This window comes from Flavobacterium sp. Arc3, from assembly GCF_041431375.1.
Taxonomy (GTDB): domain Bacteria; phylum Bacteroidota; class Bacteroidia; order Flavobacteriales; family Flavobacteriaceae; genus Flavobacterium.
The window spans coordinates 129,083-145,363 of sequence record NZ_JASMRI010000006.1 but is presented as its reverse complement, the minus strand read 5'-3'; the positions used below and the strand labels follow the sequence as shown (position 1 = coordinate 145,363).

Here is a 16,281-nt window from a genome sequence, read left to right as displayed (position 1 = left end):
TGCTGGGAAGACATCTTTTTTAGCCCTACACTCTAAGTTTTCTACAGAGTATATAATCTACCGTTTACAGTATATTTAAATCCCTCCATTTCCACATAGGCTCCCCCTCCCTCGGAGGGGGCCGGGGGGAGGATTCCTAATTTTTCAAATCTTTGATTACTTTAAAAGCAACATCTACTTGTTCTTCACTTACTAAAATAGTGAATTCATTAGAGGTCGAGATAACTTCATTAATGATAATCCCTTCCCAGGCTAAACGCTGAAAGATGAAATAATATATACCGGGAACAACAATATTTTCTTTTGGTAATTTAACGGTGATGGACGCCAGGTTGTCTAGTTTTTGGATCAGTTTTTCACTTACAAAATGCTTTTCAACTAGGTGGTTTACACTATTGCTCACTACCAGATTGATTTCATTTACTCCTCTGGATGAGGTGTAAAAAACATCAGCTAAGGCATTGATGTCTGATATTAGTTGGGCTTGTTTGTTGAAAACCGTTTCAGAAACAGAGAATGTATAATCCGTCAAAGCAGAGCGTACGGTTATCTCGCCTATATTTTTTATTACCTTATTAATTTTATGATTTAATCTAAAATCAAGTTCTTCCGTTAGTCTCTTTAACGACATTACAACCGCGCCTTGTTTTACTTCTTTGCCAAACTCATTTTCTAATTCTGACATTATATTTCTTGATAATGACGTCAGATTAATAATTCCAAGAGAGAGTGCGTTTAATAAAAAAGGCTTTGTTTTGATGTAATTTTCGACAATTGATGAAACAGTTTTCATAATATATTAGATGTTTTTACTTAGATCTAGTAGTTAATTGATTTATTGGTTGTGTTAAAAACGTATGCAAATATAAATAAAAAACATTTTGTTACAAATATAACATCAAAAATAATCAATTAAAAATGATAAAAGGCATCTATAAGGTGTTCAATAACAAAAGATTTGCCTTCTTTATGGATGGCAATGATGTCAAAACGGACATCAACATCGATCTCTTTTTCATTGACATAGGCGTCAACGGCTTTTACAAGTAGTTGAATTTTTTTAGGTTTTACAAAATCCTGAGGCAATCCAAATTCTAGTGAGGAACGTGTTTTTACTTCAACAATAGCAAGGATATTTTCTTTTTTAGCAATGATATCAATTTCTGCTTTTTGAAAAGTCCAATTGGTATTTAAAATAATATAGCCTTCTTTCCTAAGAAATTCTACCGCCATTTCCTCACCCAGCTTCCCTAAATCATTGTGTTCAGCCATTTTATTAATTTTAAACCATTTGAATTCTAATTTTTTTAATTGAAAGTGACTGATGCACTTTGTGGAGTCACTTTCATCTGAACAGTTTCGCCTAAAACAAGTGCACGGTTGTCTCTAATATGACCTGCCGGAAAGTTATAGATAACAGGAATATTGTATTTTTTAGTAACATCTTCTATAATTTCAACGGCATTTTTGCCCCATGGAATATCATTGTCTTTCATTTCTGTCATAGAGCCCACAATGATTCCTTTAACGCTTTCCAGGCAACCGTTACGTTTTAAATTCATCATCATACGGTCTATATGATATAAATATTCATCTAAATCTTCAAGGAACAATATTTTGTCTGTGCAGTCAATTGCCGATGGTGATCCTAGTAAACTGTATAGAATAGATAAATTCCCACCTACTAATTCCCCTGATGCACTACCTATTCTGTTTTTTAAGTCAGACGTAATAGTATAACTCAATTTTTCGCCAAATAGAGAAACACGTAAGCTTTCAATCGCTTGTGGAGTTGCTCTAGCAACTGTAACAGGCATAACACCGTGAATGGTTTTAAAACCCATTGTGTTGAGGTGATTGTGTAAAACAGTGATGTCACTAAAACCAACAATCCATTTTGGGTTTTGTTTGAATTTGGTAAAATCCAATAAATCAATGATTCGTACCGTACCATAACCTCCTTTTACACACCAAATCGCTTTAATATTTGGGTTGTCTAATTGCTTCTGAAAATCGGCTGCTCTTTGGGTATCAGTACCCGCTAACTGATTGTCATCTAAACCAATTGTGCTGCCAATAACAACTTCTAGTCCCCAGCTGTGTATTAAATCTATAGCAGGTTGCAGGTTATTATCAAGGTTTTTTCTGGCTGTTGCCAAAATTGCAATAGTATCTCCTTTTTGTAAAATGGGTGGTGTTGTCATTAGTGTATGGGCTTGACTGTTGAAAGATTGTAAAATAAAAAATAAAAGTAAGGCTTTATAAAAACCGAAACTACTGTTTATAGGCCAAAATCGGGTAGTACGCATGTTTTTGTTTTTAGGGGATATTTAAAATAAGTTAAGTCATTCAAATAGACTAAAAACCAAAGATAAGGAATTTCAAAAATAATTTGAACTTTGTTCTTAAAATGGAGTATTTTTACTCAAATAGTTGCTGGTATTGAGGGTTATAATTAATTTTTATAAATCAAATATGAGATTTAAACGGTGGTTTTTAGTGTTGTTTTTTATTATGCCAATAATAAATGGATTTAGCCAGCAAAAAAAATATGCGATTCATACAGTTGCATTTTATAATTTTGAAAATCTTTTTGATACTATAAATGACCCCGCTACAAATGATGATGAGTGGACGCCAAAAGGAGCACAACGGTGGACGTCCAAAAAATACAATCAAAAACTACAAAATCTTTCCCGAGTATTACTTGAAATTGGTTCGGCTGAAAACACAAATTCCCCTACATTCATTGGTTGTTCTGAAATCGAGAACAGAGGCGTTCTGGAAGATTTAGTCAAGGAATCAAAAATGGCCAACAAAGAGTATGGAATCATCCATTTTGATTCTCCTGATAAGAGAGGAATTGATGTGGCTTTGTTGTATCAAAAACAATATTTTCGACCTACAACTTATACCAATATTCCTTTAATAGTATACCGAAAAGAAGTTGTGAAAAAGGCGTATTCCAAAATAGAAGCGGAAGAAAAAACGGACGATACCTTACAAATAAGTAATTATAATAACCGTGTCTTTACGAGAGATCAGCTTTTAGTAACTGGTTTTCTAGATGGCGAAGAAATTAATATTATTGTCAATCATTGGCCTTCGCGCTCCGGCGGAGAGAAAAAATCAAGTCCCTTTCGAGAAGCGGCAGGGGAATTAAATAGAAGAATAATAGATTCTTTGCAGCGCATAAACCCAAACGCAAAAGTGCTAACCATGGGGGATTTAAATGATGGGCCTTACAATAAAAGTGTAAAAATTGCCCTTGGCGCTAGAGCCAATAAAGCCGATGTTCTTCCATTAGGCATATACAATCCCTTTGAGGATATGGCAAGAAAAGGTTTGGGTACGATTGCCTTCCGGGATTCCTGGGATATTTTTGACCAAATCATGGTTTCGCAATCGCTGATTCAGAATAATTTTTCCTCTTTTAACTATTGGAAAGCAGGGATTTACAACAAGTCTTTTTTAATACAAACTTCCGGCCAATATAAAGGATATCCAAAACGACATTCAGAGACAGAAGTTGGTTTCAGTGATCATTTTCCAGTTTATATTTACTTGATAAAAGAGGTGAAATAGAAAGTCAGATGGGTTGGTAGGTTAGAAATTTACAATGAATTTGGGGATGGTGTTTTGTTGCGCTTCTAATTGGTAAATTCATTAGAACCTTATTGAAATAGTTTATGATTTTATAAACTTTACCGCTTCAGACTTTTTAGTAACTTAGCGCAACATTAATTTAACAACTAAAATAAAATGGCAATTTCAAAACCTTTCAACCTTACTAAATGGATTGATGAAAATCGTCAATTGTTGAAACCACCGGTGGGGAATAAAAATTTATATATGGATTCCGGTGATTATATTGTTATGATTGTTGCGGGTCCTAATGCTCGAAAAGATTTTCATTATAATGAGACTGAAGAATTGTTTTATCAATTAGAGGGTTCTATAAAAGTGATTACACAACAGGATGGCGAGCGCAATGTGTTAGAGCTCCATGCTGGCGATATGTACCTACACCCAGCAAAAGTTCCTCATTCCCCATTGCGTTCAGAGGGCTCAATCGGTTTGGTTATTGAACGAAAAAGGGCTAGACAAGGCTATAAAGATGGCTTGCTTTGGTTCTGTGAGAACTGCAATCATAAATTACATGAAGTCTATTTTGAACTAAACGATATAGAAAAAGACTTTATACCGCATTTTGAAGATTTTTATAAGTCGGAAGCATTGAGAACTTGTGAAAAATGCGGAACAGTTATGGAGTCCGATCCTCGATTTATGGCCAAAGAGTAAAGTCTATACTGAATTATTTTTTTTAGGAGCTATTTCCCGTCATTCGCTGTATTCCCGATAAATAAAAACTACGGCTTGAAAAAAGCCTTGTTTTTCTAAATCGGGAGATGCCGCTTCTACCGGGGCTATAAAATCGCCAGCGCACAATTCTATCTTTTTTTTAATTAAGATGAATCGCATAAAGGACTTGGTTTTGAAAAAGAACGTCTTGTTCTTACCAATATTTTATAAGATGATTTTTGTATAATAGGTCTTTAAACAATATCTTTACATAAAAATATAACAATTTAAACCAAAAAAGTTACAATGATAACAATAGCAAATCAATTCGGAATGAAAGAGGCTTTGGCACAATTGGGCATAAAGGACATAAATGAAGGAACATCAACGGGGTTAAATCATTTTTCAAATGGAGAAATCCTTGAAAGTTATTCTCCTGTAGATGGCCAATTGATAGCGAAAGTTAAAACTTCTACAGCTGCAGATTACGAAAAAGTAATGCAGTCTGCTACGGAAGCTTTCAAAACATTCAGATTGATGCCAGCACCGCAACGTGGTGAAATCGTGCGTCAGTTTGGAGAAAAATTACGTGAAAATAAAGACGCTTTAGGTAAATTGGTTTCTTACGAAATGGGGAAATCATTACAAGAAGGATATGGTGAGGTTCAGGAGATGATTGATATCTGTGATTTTGCAGTAGGTCTTTCTCGTCAATTGCATGGATTAACAATGCATTCTGAGCGTCCGCAACATAGAATGTATGAGCAATACCACCCATTGGGAGTTGTTGGGATTATCTCAGCGTTTAACTTTCCAGTAGCAGTTTGGGCTTGGAACACAGCATTAGCTTGGATCGCTGGTGATGTTTGTGTTTGGAAACCATCAGAGAAAACGCCACTGTGTGGAATTGCCTGTCAAAATATAATTGCTGAGGTAATTAAAGAAAATAATCTTCCAGAAGGAATTTCTTGTTTAATAAACGGAGATTATAAAGTGGGGGAAATGATGACTAATGACAAACGTGTACCGTTAATTTCTGCAACAGGTTCTACTCGTATGGGGAAAATCGTTGCGCAAACAGTAGCAGGTCGTTTGGGAAGATCATTATTGGAATTAGGTGGAAACAATGCAATCATCGTTACGCCAGATGCTGATATTAAAATGACTGTTATTGGAGCTGTTTTTGGAGCTGTAGGAACTGCAGGACAAAGGTGTACTTCAACACGTCGTTTAATTATTCATGAAAGTATTTACGATACAGTAAAAGACGCTGTTGTGGCTGCTTACAAGCAATTGAGCATTGGGAATCCATTAGACGAAAACAATCACGTTGGGCCGCTAATCGATACGCATGCGGTTGAAATGTACAATAGAGCGTTAACTAAAGTAGTAGAACAAGGTGGTAAAATTCTTGTTGAAGGTGGTGTTCTTTCGGGAGAAGGGTATGAAAGTGGGTGTTATGTGAAACCTGCAATTGCAGAAGCTGACAATTCATTTGAAATCGTACAACATGAAACGTTTGCTCCAGTATTGTATTTATTGAAATATTCTGGAACTGTTGAAAATGCGCTTGACGTTCAAAACGGAGTAGCTCAAGGATTATCATCTGCGATTATGACGAACAACCTGAGAGAAGCAGAGCATTTCTTATCTGTTGCAGGATCTGATTGTGGTATTGCTAATGTAAACATTGGAACTTCTGGTGCTGAAATCGGTGGTGCTTTTGGAGGAGAAAAAGAAACAGGTGGTGGACGTGAGTCTGGTTCAGATGCATGGAAAGTGTATATGCGTCGTCAAACCAATACAATCAATTATGGAACTTCTTTGCCTTTGGCACAAGGAATTAAATTTGATTTATAGTCAATAAAAAAATAGAAAATAAAAAAGGCAATTTGAAATTTTCAAATTGCCTTTGTTTTATTGTAAAAATGTAATGATTGTTGGTTCAGGCTACAAATTAAATGATGCTCCAATATTAAAAACAAACTGATTGTTTAAATGGTCGAATCCATTTACGTTTTTATCATATTTAGCAATCGGCACTCCAGCTTCTCCGAATAATCCAAAACCTTCGGTAAAGAAATAACGGAAGCCTAAATGAGCTCCAAAATTTTTCAAACCTAAATCTAAACCAGGATAAACATCCATTTTAGGATCTAATTGCATTACACTTCCTAGGTTAGCATTGAAACGTGCTTTAAGGTCGATACGATCTCCAAATGATGGGGTTTCTCCAAGTGCATTGGTATTTACTGATAATAAGTAATTTGAGGTAAGCCCCAAGGACATGTTTTCTCCAATTCCAAAATCAGAAGAAATGAAAATTCCTGTCCCTCCATCTTGTATGTTAAAACCTACTTGACCTTTTACATCTCCGTTTCCTTTGAAAGCTTGTGCGTTAATAAGACCTACGGTACATAGCAATAATAATGTAATTACCTTTTTCATAATTGTGTTTTTTTTAATAAAATCGCTACAAAATTAACCTTTTATAATTTAATTTCGTCCCTTTTCATCAAAATACAAAGTGTTCAAGGGTTCACTTTGCCAGAATTCTTTAGTGTCGATATCCATTATAGTCAAAGGGCCTTTAAAAGCGGCTCCCGTGTCTACATTCCAGACACAAGCCATTTGTGTAGGTTCCGTTTTACCGATGCGGGTGACGGGGGTATGTCCTATGTAGATTTCGTCATAAAGTGTCAATCGTTTTGGATAAGTCAAATCATTGGGTTTAATACTTCGGTCTAATGACAAGGCCGTTTCCCACAAGGTTCTATCCCAATAAAATAATTTTGGGTAAAATTCATAAGTAACCCCATTCATATTTGTAAATCCGGCATGAACAAAAAGGCGTTTCTTATCATCAAGATAATAGTCCTTTAACGAAAGTAAAAAGTCAACATGTAATTGTTTTGTACTAACATCTACTTTTTCATAAGCAAGTACAGTTGCCTCGCCACCATGCTTGTACCACATAAGGTTGTCTTTGCTGTCTTTTAGCCAATGCAATAATAATTCGTCATGATTACCCCGAATAAAGATGCAGTTGTTTGTAGTATTCAATTCAATTAAGTAATCGAGGACTTGTGGAGATTGGCTCCAGCCATCTACATAATCTCCTAAAAAAATCAAAGAATCTTCCTTAGTAACCTTGGCTCTTTCCATGATTTGGTGTAGTGCACGTAAGCCTCCGTGTATATCTCCTATAACTAATGTTCTCATTTTGTGTTTGGTCAATCGCGATTATAAAAAAACAACAATAATGTTTTTTTTTCTAATCTATAAAATTAAGGAAAAGAGTTGGGAAGTGAGAATTTTTATGCTTTTTTTTTATCTAAAAAGAAAATGGAACCAAAAATAGCATACCAAGTAAAAGCAGTCCGATTGTGTTTAAAGTAGTTTTTTTGAACATTAGTAATTCAACTTCTATGAGAAAGACCCGATCATTAATTCTGGCAAACTATATACTAATTGTTAGGAAGGAAGGTTAGATTGGGGAAAGTAGGATAATTGAAATTTTGTGCGAATTAGATTGCGGTCATAGGTGGATATTTAAATTTTTTTTTATTTAATGTGTTGATTATGAAATAAAACTCCTATTTTTCAACTACCAAAATATCACTATTTTTGGTGATTGTTTACTGTGGTATTTTGAAGTAACTTTACAAAAAAACTTTCTGTAATGAATACACTTATCGTCTTATCGCTTTTAATTATTCGAATGGTCGCCAATTTCATTAATGACCTTTTTACTGCTGCTTGTCACTTTTAAGAGCTATTAGTAGAAAATAATTTTTTTTAAAGGAAGTATCGCCACTGCAGATGCTTTCTCACAAACCCTTGTCTAAATTTTTGTAAATTTTGTCAGAAACTTAAAGCACTAATAAATTGAGGTTGCAAGTTTCTAAACAGCATTTCGTATATTAGTTTTCTTATAGTGACTTAATTTTTTTATTTCACATCGTACTTCATCTTTCTCAAAATTCGCATCGCTTCTTTAAAAGACAGATAGATGTGGGGGAAAGGTTTTAAAAGAGACTTTGCTTCTTCTAGTTTTTCTTTAGCATCATCAAATCCGTTGAGGTAACAAATCATGAAGGTAGAGGGTAAATTTTCCAGGTCTTTGCGCTCACTTGCGGTTAATGTGACTCCCTTTTTTAGTTTTTCTAACACAGCAAGATTAGAATTGTAAATGTGATAAAGCATTTTCCGGCTGAATTCTGGAGGTTGGAAGAGCATTTTATTTTCTATTTTGTAATAACCATTTTCATAAAAATAGATGGTTTGTTTCTCTAAGGGATAATAACTCGTTTTATCATTCAGGCCCAAAGAAAGGTATTCAATGATTGTAAAAGTATCGTCATCATAAGTGATCGTAACCACATCTTGAGCAGAATAAAACAATTTAATTTGCTCATTTATCAGCTCTATATCAACGCGGGACAAAAACGTTTTGTCACGCACTCTTTTTGGAATTCCAGCCCAGCAAATCACAAATAATTCTTTGAATACTTTGTATTTAGGCGCCATGTCTTTGTGGCGAAAACTCATAAAATCAAATACGCCGTCTAAAGTATATTCGATATTGTTTCTGGCATTATTCTCAATTCCGATTACGGTTTCCGAGTTTTGAAAATTCTTTTTTATTTTTTCTTCCGTTGGCATCGTGTTGCTGCCGTGTCTGATAAAGACACTATTGACTAGAATAGTATGGATTCCTTTTTTAAAATAAGAGGTGTTGTTTTTTGGTTTTACGGTCACTAAACCAATCACTTTGTCTTTTGGTAAATTCGGGAAAGGGACATTTTCATATTGAATCTTAGGAGGGTTTTCTAAATAAGCATTCACTAAATTTTGAATGTGGCTGTCATCAAAAAAATCCACCCCTACGATTTCATTATCTTGATCTTCGACGCCTACCACAATATAAGAATTGTTTGCAGGGTTGGAATTAGATAAAGCGCAAATATGTTTTAAAAACTTTGCTTTTCCTTCACGAGTGTGCAGGTTCAATTGGCGCTTTTTGTCATAAAAGCTACTCTCGTCATTTTGGGCGAGCAGGTTTTTAATTAAAAGGCGCTTGTTGATCATTTAGATTACCATTATTGTTGATTACTCCGTTGGATAAAAATATTTAAAAAACTGAGTGCCTTTAGCGTTTTGCTTTAATCCTTTTTTACGATTGTTGAAGAAGCTTGTGCAGTACTCATCACTACTAAATCGGCAATATTAACATGGTACGGTCTAGATACAACAAAGTGAATAATATCAGCAATATCTTCTGGTTGTAAGGGTGTGAATCCTTGGTACACTTTTTCGGCTCTATCTGTATCTCCTTTAAAACGCACTTCACTGAATTCAGTTTGCACCATTCCGGGGTGAATAGCACCCACTCGTATTCCAAATGGATTTAAATCCATTCGCATGCCTTGATTTAGTGCATCAACTGCATGTTTTGTGGCACAATATACGTTCCCGTTTGGATATACTTCTTTGGCGGCAGTAGAACCAATATTGATAATATGACCTGATTTTCTTTCAATCATTTGGGGAATTATGGCTTTCGAAACATATAATAACCCTTTTACATTTATATCGATCATGGCATCCCAATCGTCTAAATTACCTGTTTGAATAGGATCTAATCCGTGTGCGTTACCGGCATTATTAATAAGAATGTCGATGGTAGAAAAGTCAGCGGGTAAAGAAGCGATGCTTTCTGATACGGCTTTTTTATCGCGTACATCAAATAGTAAAGTATGTACCGCTGTCAGTTTTGAAAGTTCTTTTTCAAGTTCGGCCATTCGGTCCTCGCGCCTGCCGCATAGGATAATTTTATAATTGTTTTTTGCTAATATTTGTGCGGTTGCTTTACCAATTCCGCTAGTTGCACCGGTTATTAAGGCTGTTTTACTCATGGTTTATTATTTCTATTGAAATCACTATTGTTGAAGTTATTTTTATTTTTTTAGATGGAAAATCTGCGATGAATTATAAGACATCTTCCCCCATGCTTTCTGCCCAGATGGCAAACCAATCTTCTTTTTCAAGGTCTAATTCGACCGCTTTCATTAACGATTGTATTCTGGCGACATTTACCGTTCCGGCAATAGGAAGAACTTTGGCTGGGTGTTTTAAAACCCAAGCAAGTAAAAGTGTATCAGCACCAAGATGGTATTTTGAGACCAATTTAGCCAATATTTTTTTCAGTCGATGCGTTTGCGGGATATCGTTTCTAAAAACAAATCCTAACGGGTTCCAAGACATCGGACGAATGTTGTTCAATTGCATGTAATCAAAACTTCCGTCAACCATAGGTTCAAAATTTGTTGCCGAGAATTGTACCTGATTGTAGCTAACTTCTGTTTTTTGACGAATTAATTCGGTTTGAGAACTAGTAAAATTAGAAAGTCCGAAGTTAAGTATTTTTCCTTCAGATTTTAGTTTTTCTACGGCTTCGGCAATATCATCTGCTTGCATCAACGGACTGGGTCTGTGCAGCAAAAATACATCTAAATAATCAGTTTGTAAATTCTTTAACGATTGTTCAACTGACCAGATAATGTGTGACTTAGAGTAGTCGTAATGTTTGATTTTGTTGTCCCGGTTTTCAGCCAGCATTTGGATTCCACATTTAGAAATCAGCTGCATTTTTTCTCTCGCTACTTTGCTTGAAGTAAATGCTTTTCCGAAGGCAGCTTCGGTAGTGTAAGAACCATAAATATCGGCATGGTCAAAGGTGGTAATTTTGTTTTCTAAACAGACATGGATCATGTTTTCCATTTCCTTTGGAGTTAGGTTTTTATCCCAAATCCCCCAATTCATTGTGCCTGCTATAATAGGCGATAATATCGTTTTGCTCATGGTTTTTATTTTTTACTGAAACCCGTAATTTTTGTAATTCAAAGTATATTTTTCAAAGTTCTTAAAAATATAAAAATTGTATCATAATTAGTCCTTAAAATTAGGACTTTATTCGAAGTTTTAACCATTTTTTAACATCTTACCTCTAAAAAATAATTCAATTTGCACTCTCAAATATAAGGCATTAAATTCAAGGTTTTAAATACATCAATATGGAAGAAAATACATCGACTTTAGACATTAGAGCAATCAATGAAAAAATCGAAAGAGAGAGCGCATTTATCGACCTCTTGACAATGGAAATGAATAAAGTGATTGTGGGTCAAAAGCACATGATTGAAAGATTATTAATCGGACTTTTGGGTCAGGGACATATTTTATTAGAAGGTGTTCCTGGATTAGCAAAAACGTTAGCTATAAACACCCTTTCCCAAGCGGTACACGGATCTTTTAGCAGGATACAGTTTACACCGGATTTATTGCCGGCAGATGTTGTGGGAACAATGATATACAACATTAAGCAAAATGAATTCTCTATAAAAAAAGGACCTATTTTTGCTAATTTCGTTTTAGCAGATGAGATTAATCGTGCGCCAGCTAAAGTGCAATCGGCATTATTAGAAGCGATGCAGGAAAAGCAAGTGACCATTGGAGACACTACTTTTAAATTGGACAGACCTTTCTTGGTATTGGCAACTCAAAACCCAATTGAACAAGAAGGAACATACCAACTTCCAGAAGCGCAAGTCGATCGTTTTATGTTAAAAACGGTTATTGACTATCCTAAAATGGATGAAGAGCGTATGGTTGTTCGTCAAAACTTAAAAGGAAGTTACGAGAAAGTGAACCAAGTTGTTTCTGTAGAACAAATTCTACGTGCACAAGAAGCGGTACGCGAAGTGTATATGGACGAAAAAATCGAAAAATATATTCTTGATATTATTTTTGCTACTCGTTATCCAGAGAAATACAAACTAGCTGACTTGAAACCATTAATCAGTTTTGGAGCTTCGCCGCGTGGAAGTATCAATTTAGCTAATGCAGCCAAATGTTATGCTTTTATAAAACGTCGTGGTTATGTAATTCCAGAAGACGTTCGTGCCGTTGTTCATGATGTATTGCGTCATAGAATTGGGGTTACTTATGAAGCAGAAGCTGAAAACGTTACCTCTGTTGATATTATCAATAAAATTATAAACGAAGTTGAAGTACCTTAAAGTTTGTTTAATGTTTAAATTTTCAGGTTGTTAAATGGCAACTTTGAAACATTAAACTTTTAAACTTTAAACAAATTATAGAATGGATACAAAAGAGCTTTTAAAAAAAGTACGAAAAATAGAGATTAAAACCCGTAGATTGAGCGATCATATCTTTTCGGGGGAATACCACACTTCATTCAAGGGGCGCGGAATGACTTTCAGTGAAGTACGTCAGTACCAATATGGGGATGACATTCGTGCGATTGACTGGAATGTTACAGCGCGTTACAATGAAGCTCACGTAAAAGTCTTTGAAGAGGAGCGTGAATTAACGATGATGTTGATGGTTGATATCTCAGGATCGGAAAGTTTTGGTTCTAAAAACCAATTCAAAAAAGACATTGTTACGGAAATTGCTGCAACCATGGCTTTTTCGGCAACACAGAATAATGACAAAATTGGGTTGATTTTATTTTCTGACCAAATTGAATTATACATTCCGCCAAAAAAAGGAAGGTCACACGTCTTGCGTATCATTCGTGAATTGATAGAGTTTGAACCCAAAAGCCATAAAACAGATATAGGTCAAGCATTAAAATTTTTATCCAGCACTCAGAAAAAGAAAGCGATAGTATTTGTTATTTCTGATTTCATGTCTGAAAATTATGAGCATCCGTTGAAAATCGCGTCTAAGAAACATGACATCACGGGAATTAGGGTGTACGATATTAGAGAACAAAAAATGCCAAATATAGGTATGGTGCCAATGACTGATGCCGAAACAGGAGAAACACAATTAGTTGACACTAGTTCGAAGACAGTTCGATTCAATTATGAGAAATATTATAATGACCAATTAATTTATTTCAAGGAAACATTCAGTAAGTCAGGCGCTGGTGTAGTAAATACTAGGGTTGATGAAAGTTATGTGACCAAATTATTAGGCTATTTTAAATCGAGGTAATGATTAACGATTGAAGATTAACGATTTTTGATCTAAGATTTTAATAGAATGTTTAAAAGATGAACAAACAGATTTTAGAAGACCGATTGATAGATTTTGCAGCTTTAATTATTAATGTTGCCAATAATTTTGAGGAAAATTATGCAGGAAATCACCTTGCAGGCCAAATAATTCGTTCAGGAACATCGTCAATCAAAAATTAGTGCCTCAAATTGAACATAAAAAATGAATAAATTTTACCTACTAGTACTGCTTTTTTCCACTGCTATTTTTGCCCAGCAAAAACGAGTGGTAACCAGTATAGATACGACTAAGAACAAAATTGGCGCCGAGTTTAAATTGACGGTAAAAGCGTCAGTGGATACTTTATCTAAAGTTGATTTTCCAAAACTTAAAAATATCGGAGCTCTCGAAGTAATTCGGTCTTATCCTATAGACACGATTAAAAATAATGACCGTTATGAATTAATCAAAAAATATGGGTTAACACAGTTTGATTCTGGGAAATATACGATTCCAAGTATAAAGATTCTTATTAACAGTAAACCATATTTAACGGACTCGATTTCTGTTGACGTGGCAAATGTTGAGGTGGATACTTTAAAACAGAAGATGTATGATATTAAAGACATTGTTCCGGCAAAGAGTTCGATAGGTGACTGGTGGAAATACTTATTGATTATAGCTTTAATTCTTGGGATAGGAGCATTAGTTTATTGGATTGTTAAAAGACAACAAAAGAAAAAGATTGAAGAAGAGGTGTACAAAACACCAATAGAAAAAGCAACCAGCTTACTGAATACCTTAGAGCAAAAAGAACTTTGGCAAAAAGGAGAAGTGAAAGCTTATTATAGTGAATTGACAGATATTGCTCGTAATTATATTGAAGAAGCAATTGATATTCCAGCTATGGAAAGCACAACTTCAGAGTTGATTTTGGGTCTTAGAGCTGCTTCTGTAAGAAAGAAAATGACAGTTTCGCAAGAGACAATAGAGAACTTGGAACGTGTTTTAAAACAAGCCGATTTGGTTAAATTTGCCAAATCTAAACCAGTAGAGTACGAAATTACCGAGGATCGTAATAAAATACAAAAAGCAATTCTTACACTAGACAGTTCTATTCCTGTAGAAGTCGAAATTGAAGAGGATACTTTATTGAATGAAGCACAAAAACAAAAACAGATCCAAATTCAATTAAAGAAAAAGAGAAGCAAACGCATACTAATTGCAGTAGCTTCGGTTGTTTTCTTATTGTTAGCAACTACCACTTATTTTATCGCTACTAAAGGATTTGATTATGTAAAAGATACAATTATCGGGCATCCTACCAAAGAATTGCTTGAAGGAGAATGGATAAGAAGTACGTACGGAAACCCGGGAGTTGCTATTGAAACGCCAAAAGTGCTACGAAGAATTGATTTAACAAAATCGCTTCCAAAAAATGGTTTGCAGCTAGTTAAAGAAATGCAATCTTTTGCCTATGGTAGTTTTGGTGATAATTTTTACTTGATGGTTTCTACAATTAAATACAAGCAAGAAGCCGAAATTGATTTGAAGAAATCGATGGAAGTTACCTTACAGACATTAGAATCTCAGGGAGCACAAAATATGATAGTGAAACAAGAAGATTTTGACACTAAAGAAGGGGCTAGTGGTTTAAAATCATATGGAACGTTTTCAAGATTCAATGTCGATTCTAATAGCAGCGAAAAGCTGTATTATGAAATAGTGCTATTTAGTCAAGAAGGCGGATTGCAACAAATCATGATTTTCCATGAAGAAGGGGATTCGTACGCCAATGAAATATCAGACCGAGTCTTGAGCTCTGTCGAATTAATACAAGTAAGTAAATAATGGGAAATATCACATTTTTAAATCCTGAGTTTTTCTGGTTGTTTCTTTTGATTCCAATAGCCATAGTGTGGCTATTTGTGAAGAGAAACGATCAGTCAGCAACTTTAAAAATAAGTTCAATTAAGGGATTTAAATCTTCAGAATCTTTATTGGCGAAGCTAAAGCCTTATTTGAGCGTATTAAGATTAGCTGCATTAAGTTCTTTGATTGTAGCTATGGCTAGACCTAGAACGGTCGACATCAGTAATAAAACAAAAACGACAAAAGGGATAGACATCGTTATGGCAGTCGATGTGTCAGGAAGTATGCTCGCCAAAGATTTGAAGCCGAATAGAATGGAAGCTTTAAAAAGAGTAGCCGCTGATTTTGCAGATGAAAGACCTAATGACAGAATAGGACTTGTGGTTTATGCTTCTGAAGCTTATACGAAAACTCCAGTTACCAGCGATAAAGCCGTTGTTCTGGAGGCCATCAAGAGTATAAAATATGATAATGTTTTACAGGATGGAACTGGAATAGGAATGGGATTAGCAACGGCTGTAAATCGTTTAAAAGATAGTAAAGCCAAGAGTAAAGTGATTATCCTTTTAACAGACGGTGTGAACAATGCGGGTTTTATTGAACCGGAAACGGCGGCAGACATCGCAAAACAATATGGGATTAAAGTATATACAATCGGGATTGGAACAAACGGTATGGCAGAATTTCCATACGCGGTAGCTGCCAACGGTGATTTTTTATTCAAAATGATGAAAGTCGAAATTGATGAAAAGCTAATGAAAAGTATTGCCACAAAAACTGATGGACGCTATTTTAGAGCAACAAGTAACAGCAAATTGGCTGAAATTTATGGCGAAATCAATAAACTGGAAACGACTGAAATTGAAGAATTAAAATTCTATGATTATGATGAGAAATACAGGCCTTTTGTTTGGCTTGCCGGTTTCTTATTATTAGCTGAGATAGGATTAAGAAATACGGTTTACAAAAGCTTTATATAGAATCCTTCGCCCAGCTCCTACGAAGGATGTGGAAATTGGACGTGAAAAATGGGATTTGACTTTTGGAATTTGGAATTTGTCCCGATTATTCGGGATT

The 16,281-nt window shown here is 35.0% G+C and carries 16 protein-coding genes; 8 read left to right on the top strand and 8 right to left on the bottom strand.

Going from position 1 to position 16,281, the window contains the following annotated elements; genetic code table 11:
- Positions 1-136: 136 nt before the first annotated feature.
- From QO200_RS06110 to QO200_RS06100, 3 genes are all read right to left on the bottom strand, one after another.
- Positions 137-793 (bottom strand): aspartate kinase, encoded by a 657-nt coding sequence (locus QO200_RS06110; protein ID WP_371537704.1) that lies wholly within the window; start codon positions 791-793, stop codon positions 137-139.
- A gap of 119 nt (positions 794-912) precedes the next feature.
- Positions 913-1,272: a YraN family protein gene (locus QO200_RS06105; RefSeq protein ID WP_371537701.1), complete on the bottom strand. Its 360-nt coding sequence runs from the start codon at positions 1,270-1,272 to the stop codon at positions 913-915.
- A gap of 35 nt (positions 1,273-1,307) precedes the next feature.
- On the bottom strand, positions 1,308-2,309 hold the full coding sequence (locus QO200_RS06100) for an LD-carboxypeptidase (protein ID WP_371537698.1): 1,002 nt from the start codon (positions 2,307-2,309) through the stop codon (positions 1,308-1,310).
- A gap of 166 nt (positions 2,310-2,475) precedes the next feature.
- Here QO200_RS06100 and QO200_RS06095 point away from each other — a divergent pair, with 166 nt between their 5' ends.
- The 3 genes from QO200_RS06095 (at position 2,476) to QO200_RS06085 (ending at position 6,162) form a co-directional block, all read left to right on the top strand.
- On the top strand, positions 2,476-3,585 hold the full coding sequence (locus QO200_RS06095; RefSeq protein WP_371537696.1) for an endonuclease/exonuclease/phosphatase family protein: 1,110 nt from the start codon (positions 2,476-2,478) through the stop codon (positions 3,583-3,585).
- 177 nt (positions 3,586-3,762) lie between these two features.
- Positions 3,763-4,302 carry a 3-hydroxyanthranilate 3,4-dioxygenase gene (locus tag QO200_RS06090; protein ID WP_371537694.1) on the top strand — a complete coding sequence of 180 codons (540 nt, stop codon included), beginning with the start codon at positions 3,763-3,765 and terminating at the stop codon, positions 4,300-4,302.
- 306 nt (positions 4,303-4,608) lie between these two features.
- Positions 4,609-6,162, top strand: a complete 1,554-nt coding sequence (locus tag QO200_RS06085) for an aldehyde dehydrogenase family protein (RefSeq protein ID WP_091091289.1) — start codon at positions 4,609-4,611, stop codon at positions 6,160-6,162.
- A gap of 90 nt (positions 6,163-6,252) precedes the next feature.
- On the opposite strand, the gene QO200_RS06080 is transcribed toward QO200_RS06085, so the two are convergent.
- From QO200_RS06080 to QO200_RS06060, 5 genes are all read right to left on the bottom strand, one after another.
- On the bottom strand, positions 6,253-6,750 hold the full coding sequence (locus tag QO200_RS06080) for a DUF6646 family protein (RefSeq protein WP_371537692.1): 498 nt from the start codon (positions 6,748-6,750) through the stop codon (positions 6,253-6,255).
- 48 nt (positions 6,751-6,798) lie between these two features.
- Entirely contained in the window at positions 6,799-7,524 is a 726-nt protein-coding gene (locus QO200_RS06075; protein WP_371537690.1) for a metallophosphoesterase family protein, read from the bottom strand.
- A 729-nt stretch (positions 7,525-8,253) separates the two neighbouring features.
- Positions 8,254-9,393 carry an ATP-binding protein gene (locus QO200_RS06070; RefSeq protein WP_371537688.1) on the bottom strand — a complete coding sequence of 380 codons (1,140 nt, stop codon included), beginning with the start codon at positions 9,391-9,393 and terminating at the stop codon, positions 8,254-8,256.
- 74 nt (positions 9,394-9,467) lie between these two features.
- The gene (locus tag QO200_RS06065) at positions 9,468-10,220 is read right to left on the bottom strand and encodes an SDR family NAD(P)-dependent oxidoreductase (protein ID WP_371537686.1); all 753 of its coding nucleotides are present in this window, start codon (positions 10,218-10,220) and stop codon (positions 9,468-9,470) included.
- Between the two features lie 73 nt (positions 10,221-10,293).
- Positions 10,294-11,166 carry an aldo/keto reductase family oxidoreductase gene (locus QO200_RS06060; RefSeq protein WP_371537683.1) on the bottom strand — a complete coding sequence of 291 codons (873 nt, stop codon included), beginning with the start codon at positions 11,164-11,166 and terminating at the stop codon, positions 10,294-10,296.
- A gap of 212 nt (positions 11,167-11,378) precedes the next feature.
- On the opposite strand from QO200_RS06060, the gene QO200_RS06055 reads away from it, so the two are divergent.
- The 5 genes from QO200_RS06055 to QO200_RS06035 all read left to right on the top strand — a co-directional run bounded on the left by QO200_RS06055 (position 11,379) and on the right by QO200_RS06035 (position 16,184).
- Positions 11,379-12,383, top strand: a complete 1,005-nt coding sequence (locus tag QO200_RS06055; RefSeq protein WP_371537680.1) for an AAA family ATPase — start codon at positions 11,379-11,381, stop codon at positions 12,381-12,383.
- A gap of 82 nt (positions 12,384-12,465) precedes the next feature.
- Positions 12,466-13,329 (top strand): DUF58 domain-containing protein, encoded by an 864-nt coding sequence (locus QO200_RS06050; protein ID WP_371537677.1) that lies wholly within the window; start codon positions 12,466-12,468, stop codon positions 13,327-13,329.
- Between the two features lie 59 nt (positions 13,330-13,388).
- Entirely contained in the window at positions 13,389-13,532 is a 144-nt protein-coding gene (locus QO200_RS06045; RefSeq protein WP_371537674.1) for a four helix bundle protein, read from the top strand.
- A 22-nt stretch (positions 13,533-13,554) separates the two neighbouring features.
- Entirely contained in the window at positions 13,555-15,183 is a 1,629-nt protein-coding gene (locus QO200_RS06040; RefSeq protein ID WP_371537671.1) for a hypothetical protein, read from the top strand.
- Positions 15,183-16,184, top strand: coding sequence for a VWA domain-containing protein (locus QO200_RS06035; RefSeq protein WP_371537668.1), 1,002 nt, complete (start codon positions 15,183-15,185; stop codon positions 16,182-16,184). The genes QO200_RS06040 and QO200_RS06035 overlap by 1 nt, the downstream gene beginning before the upstream one ends.
- Positions 16,185-16,281 lie beyond the last annotated feature (97 nt).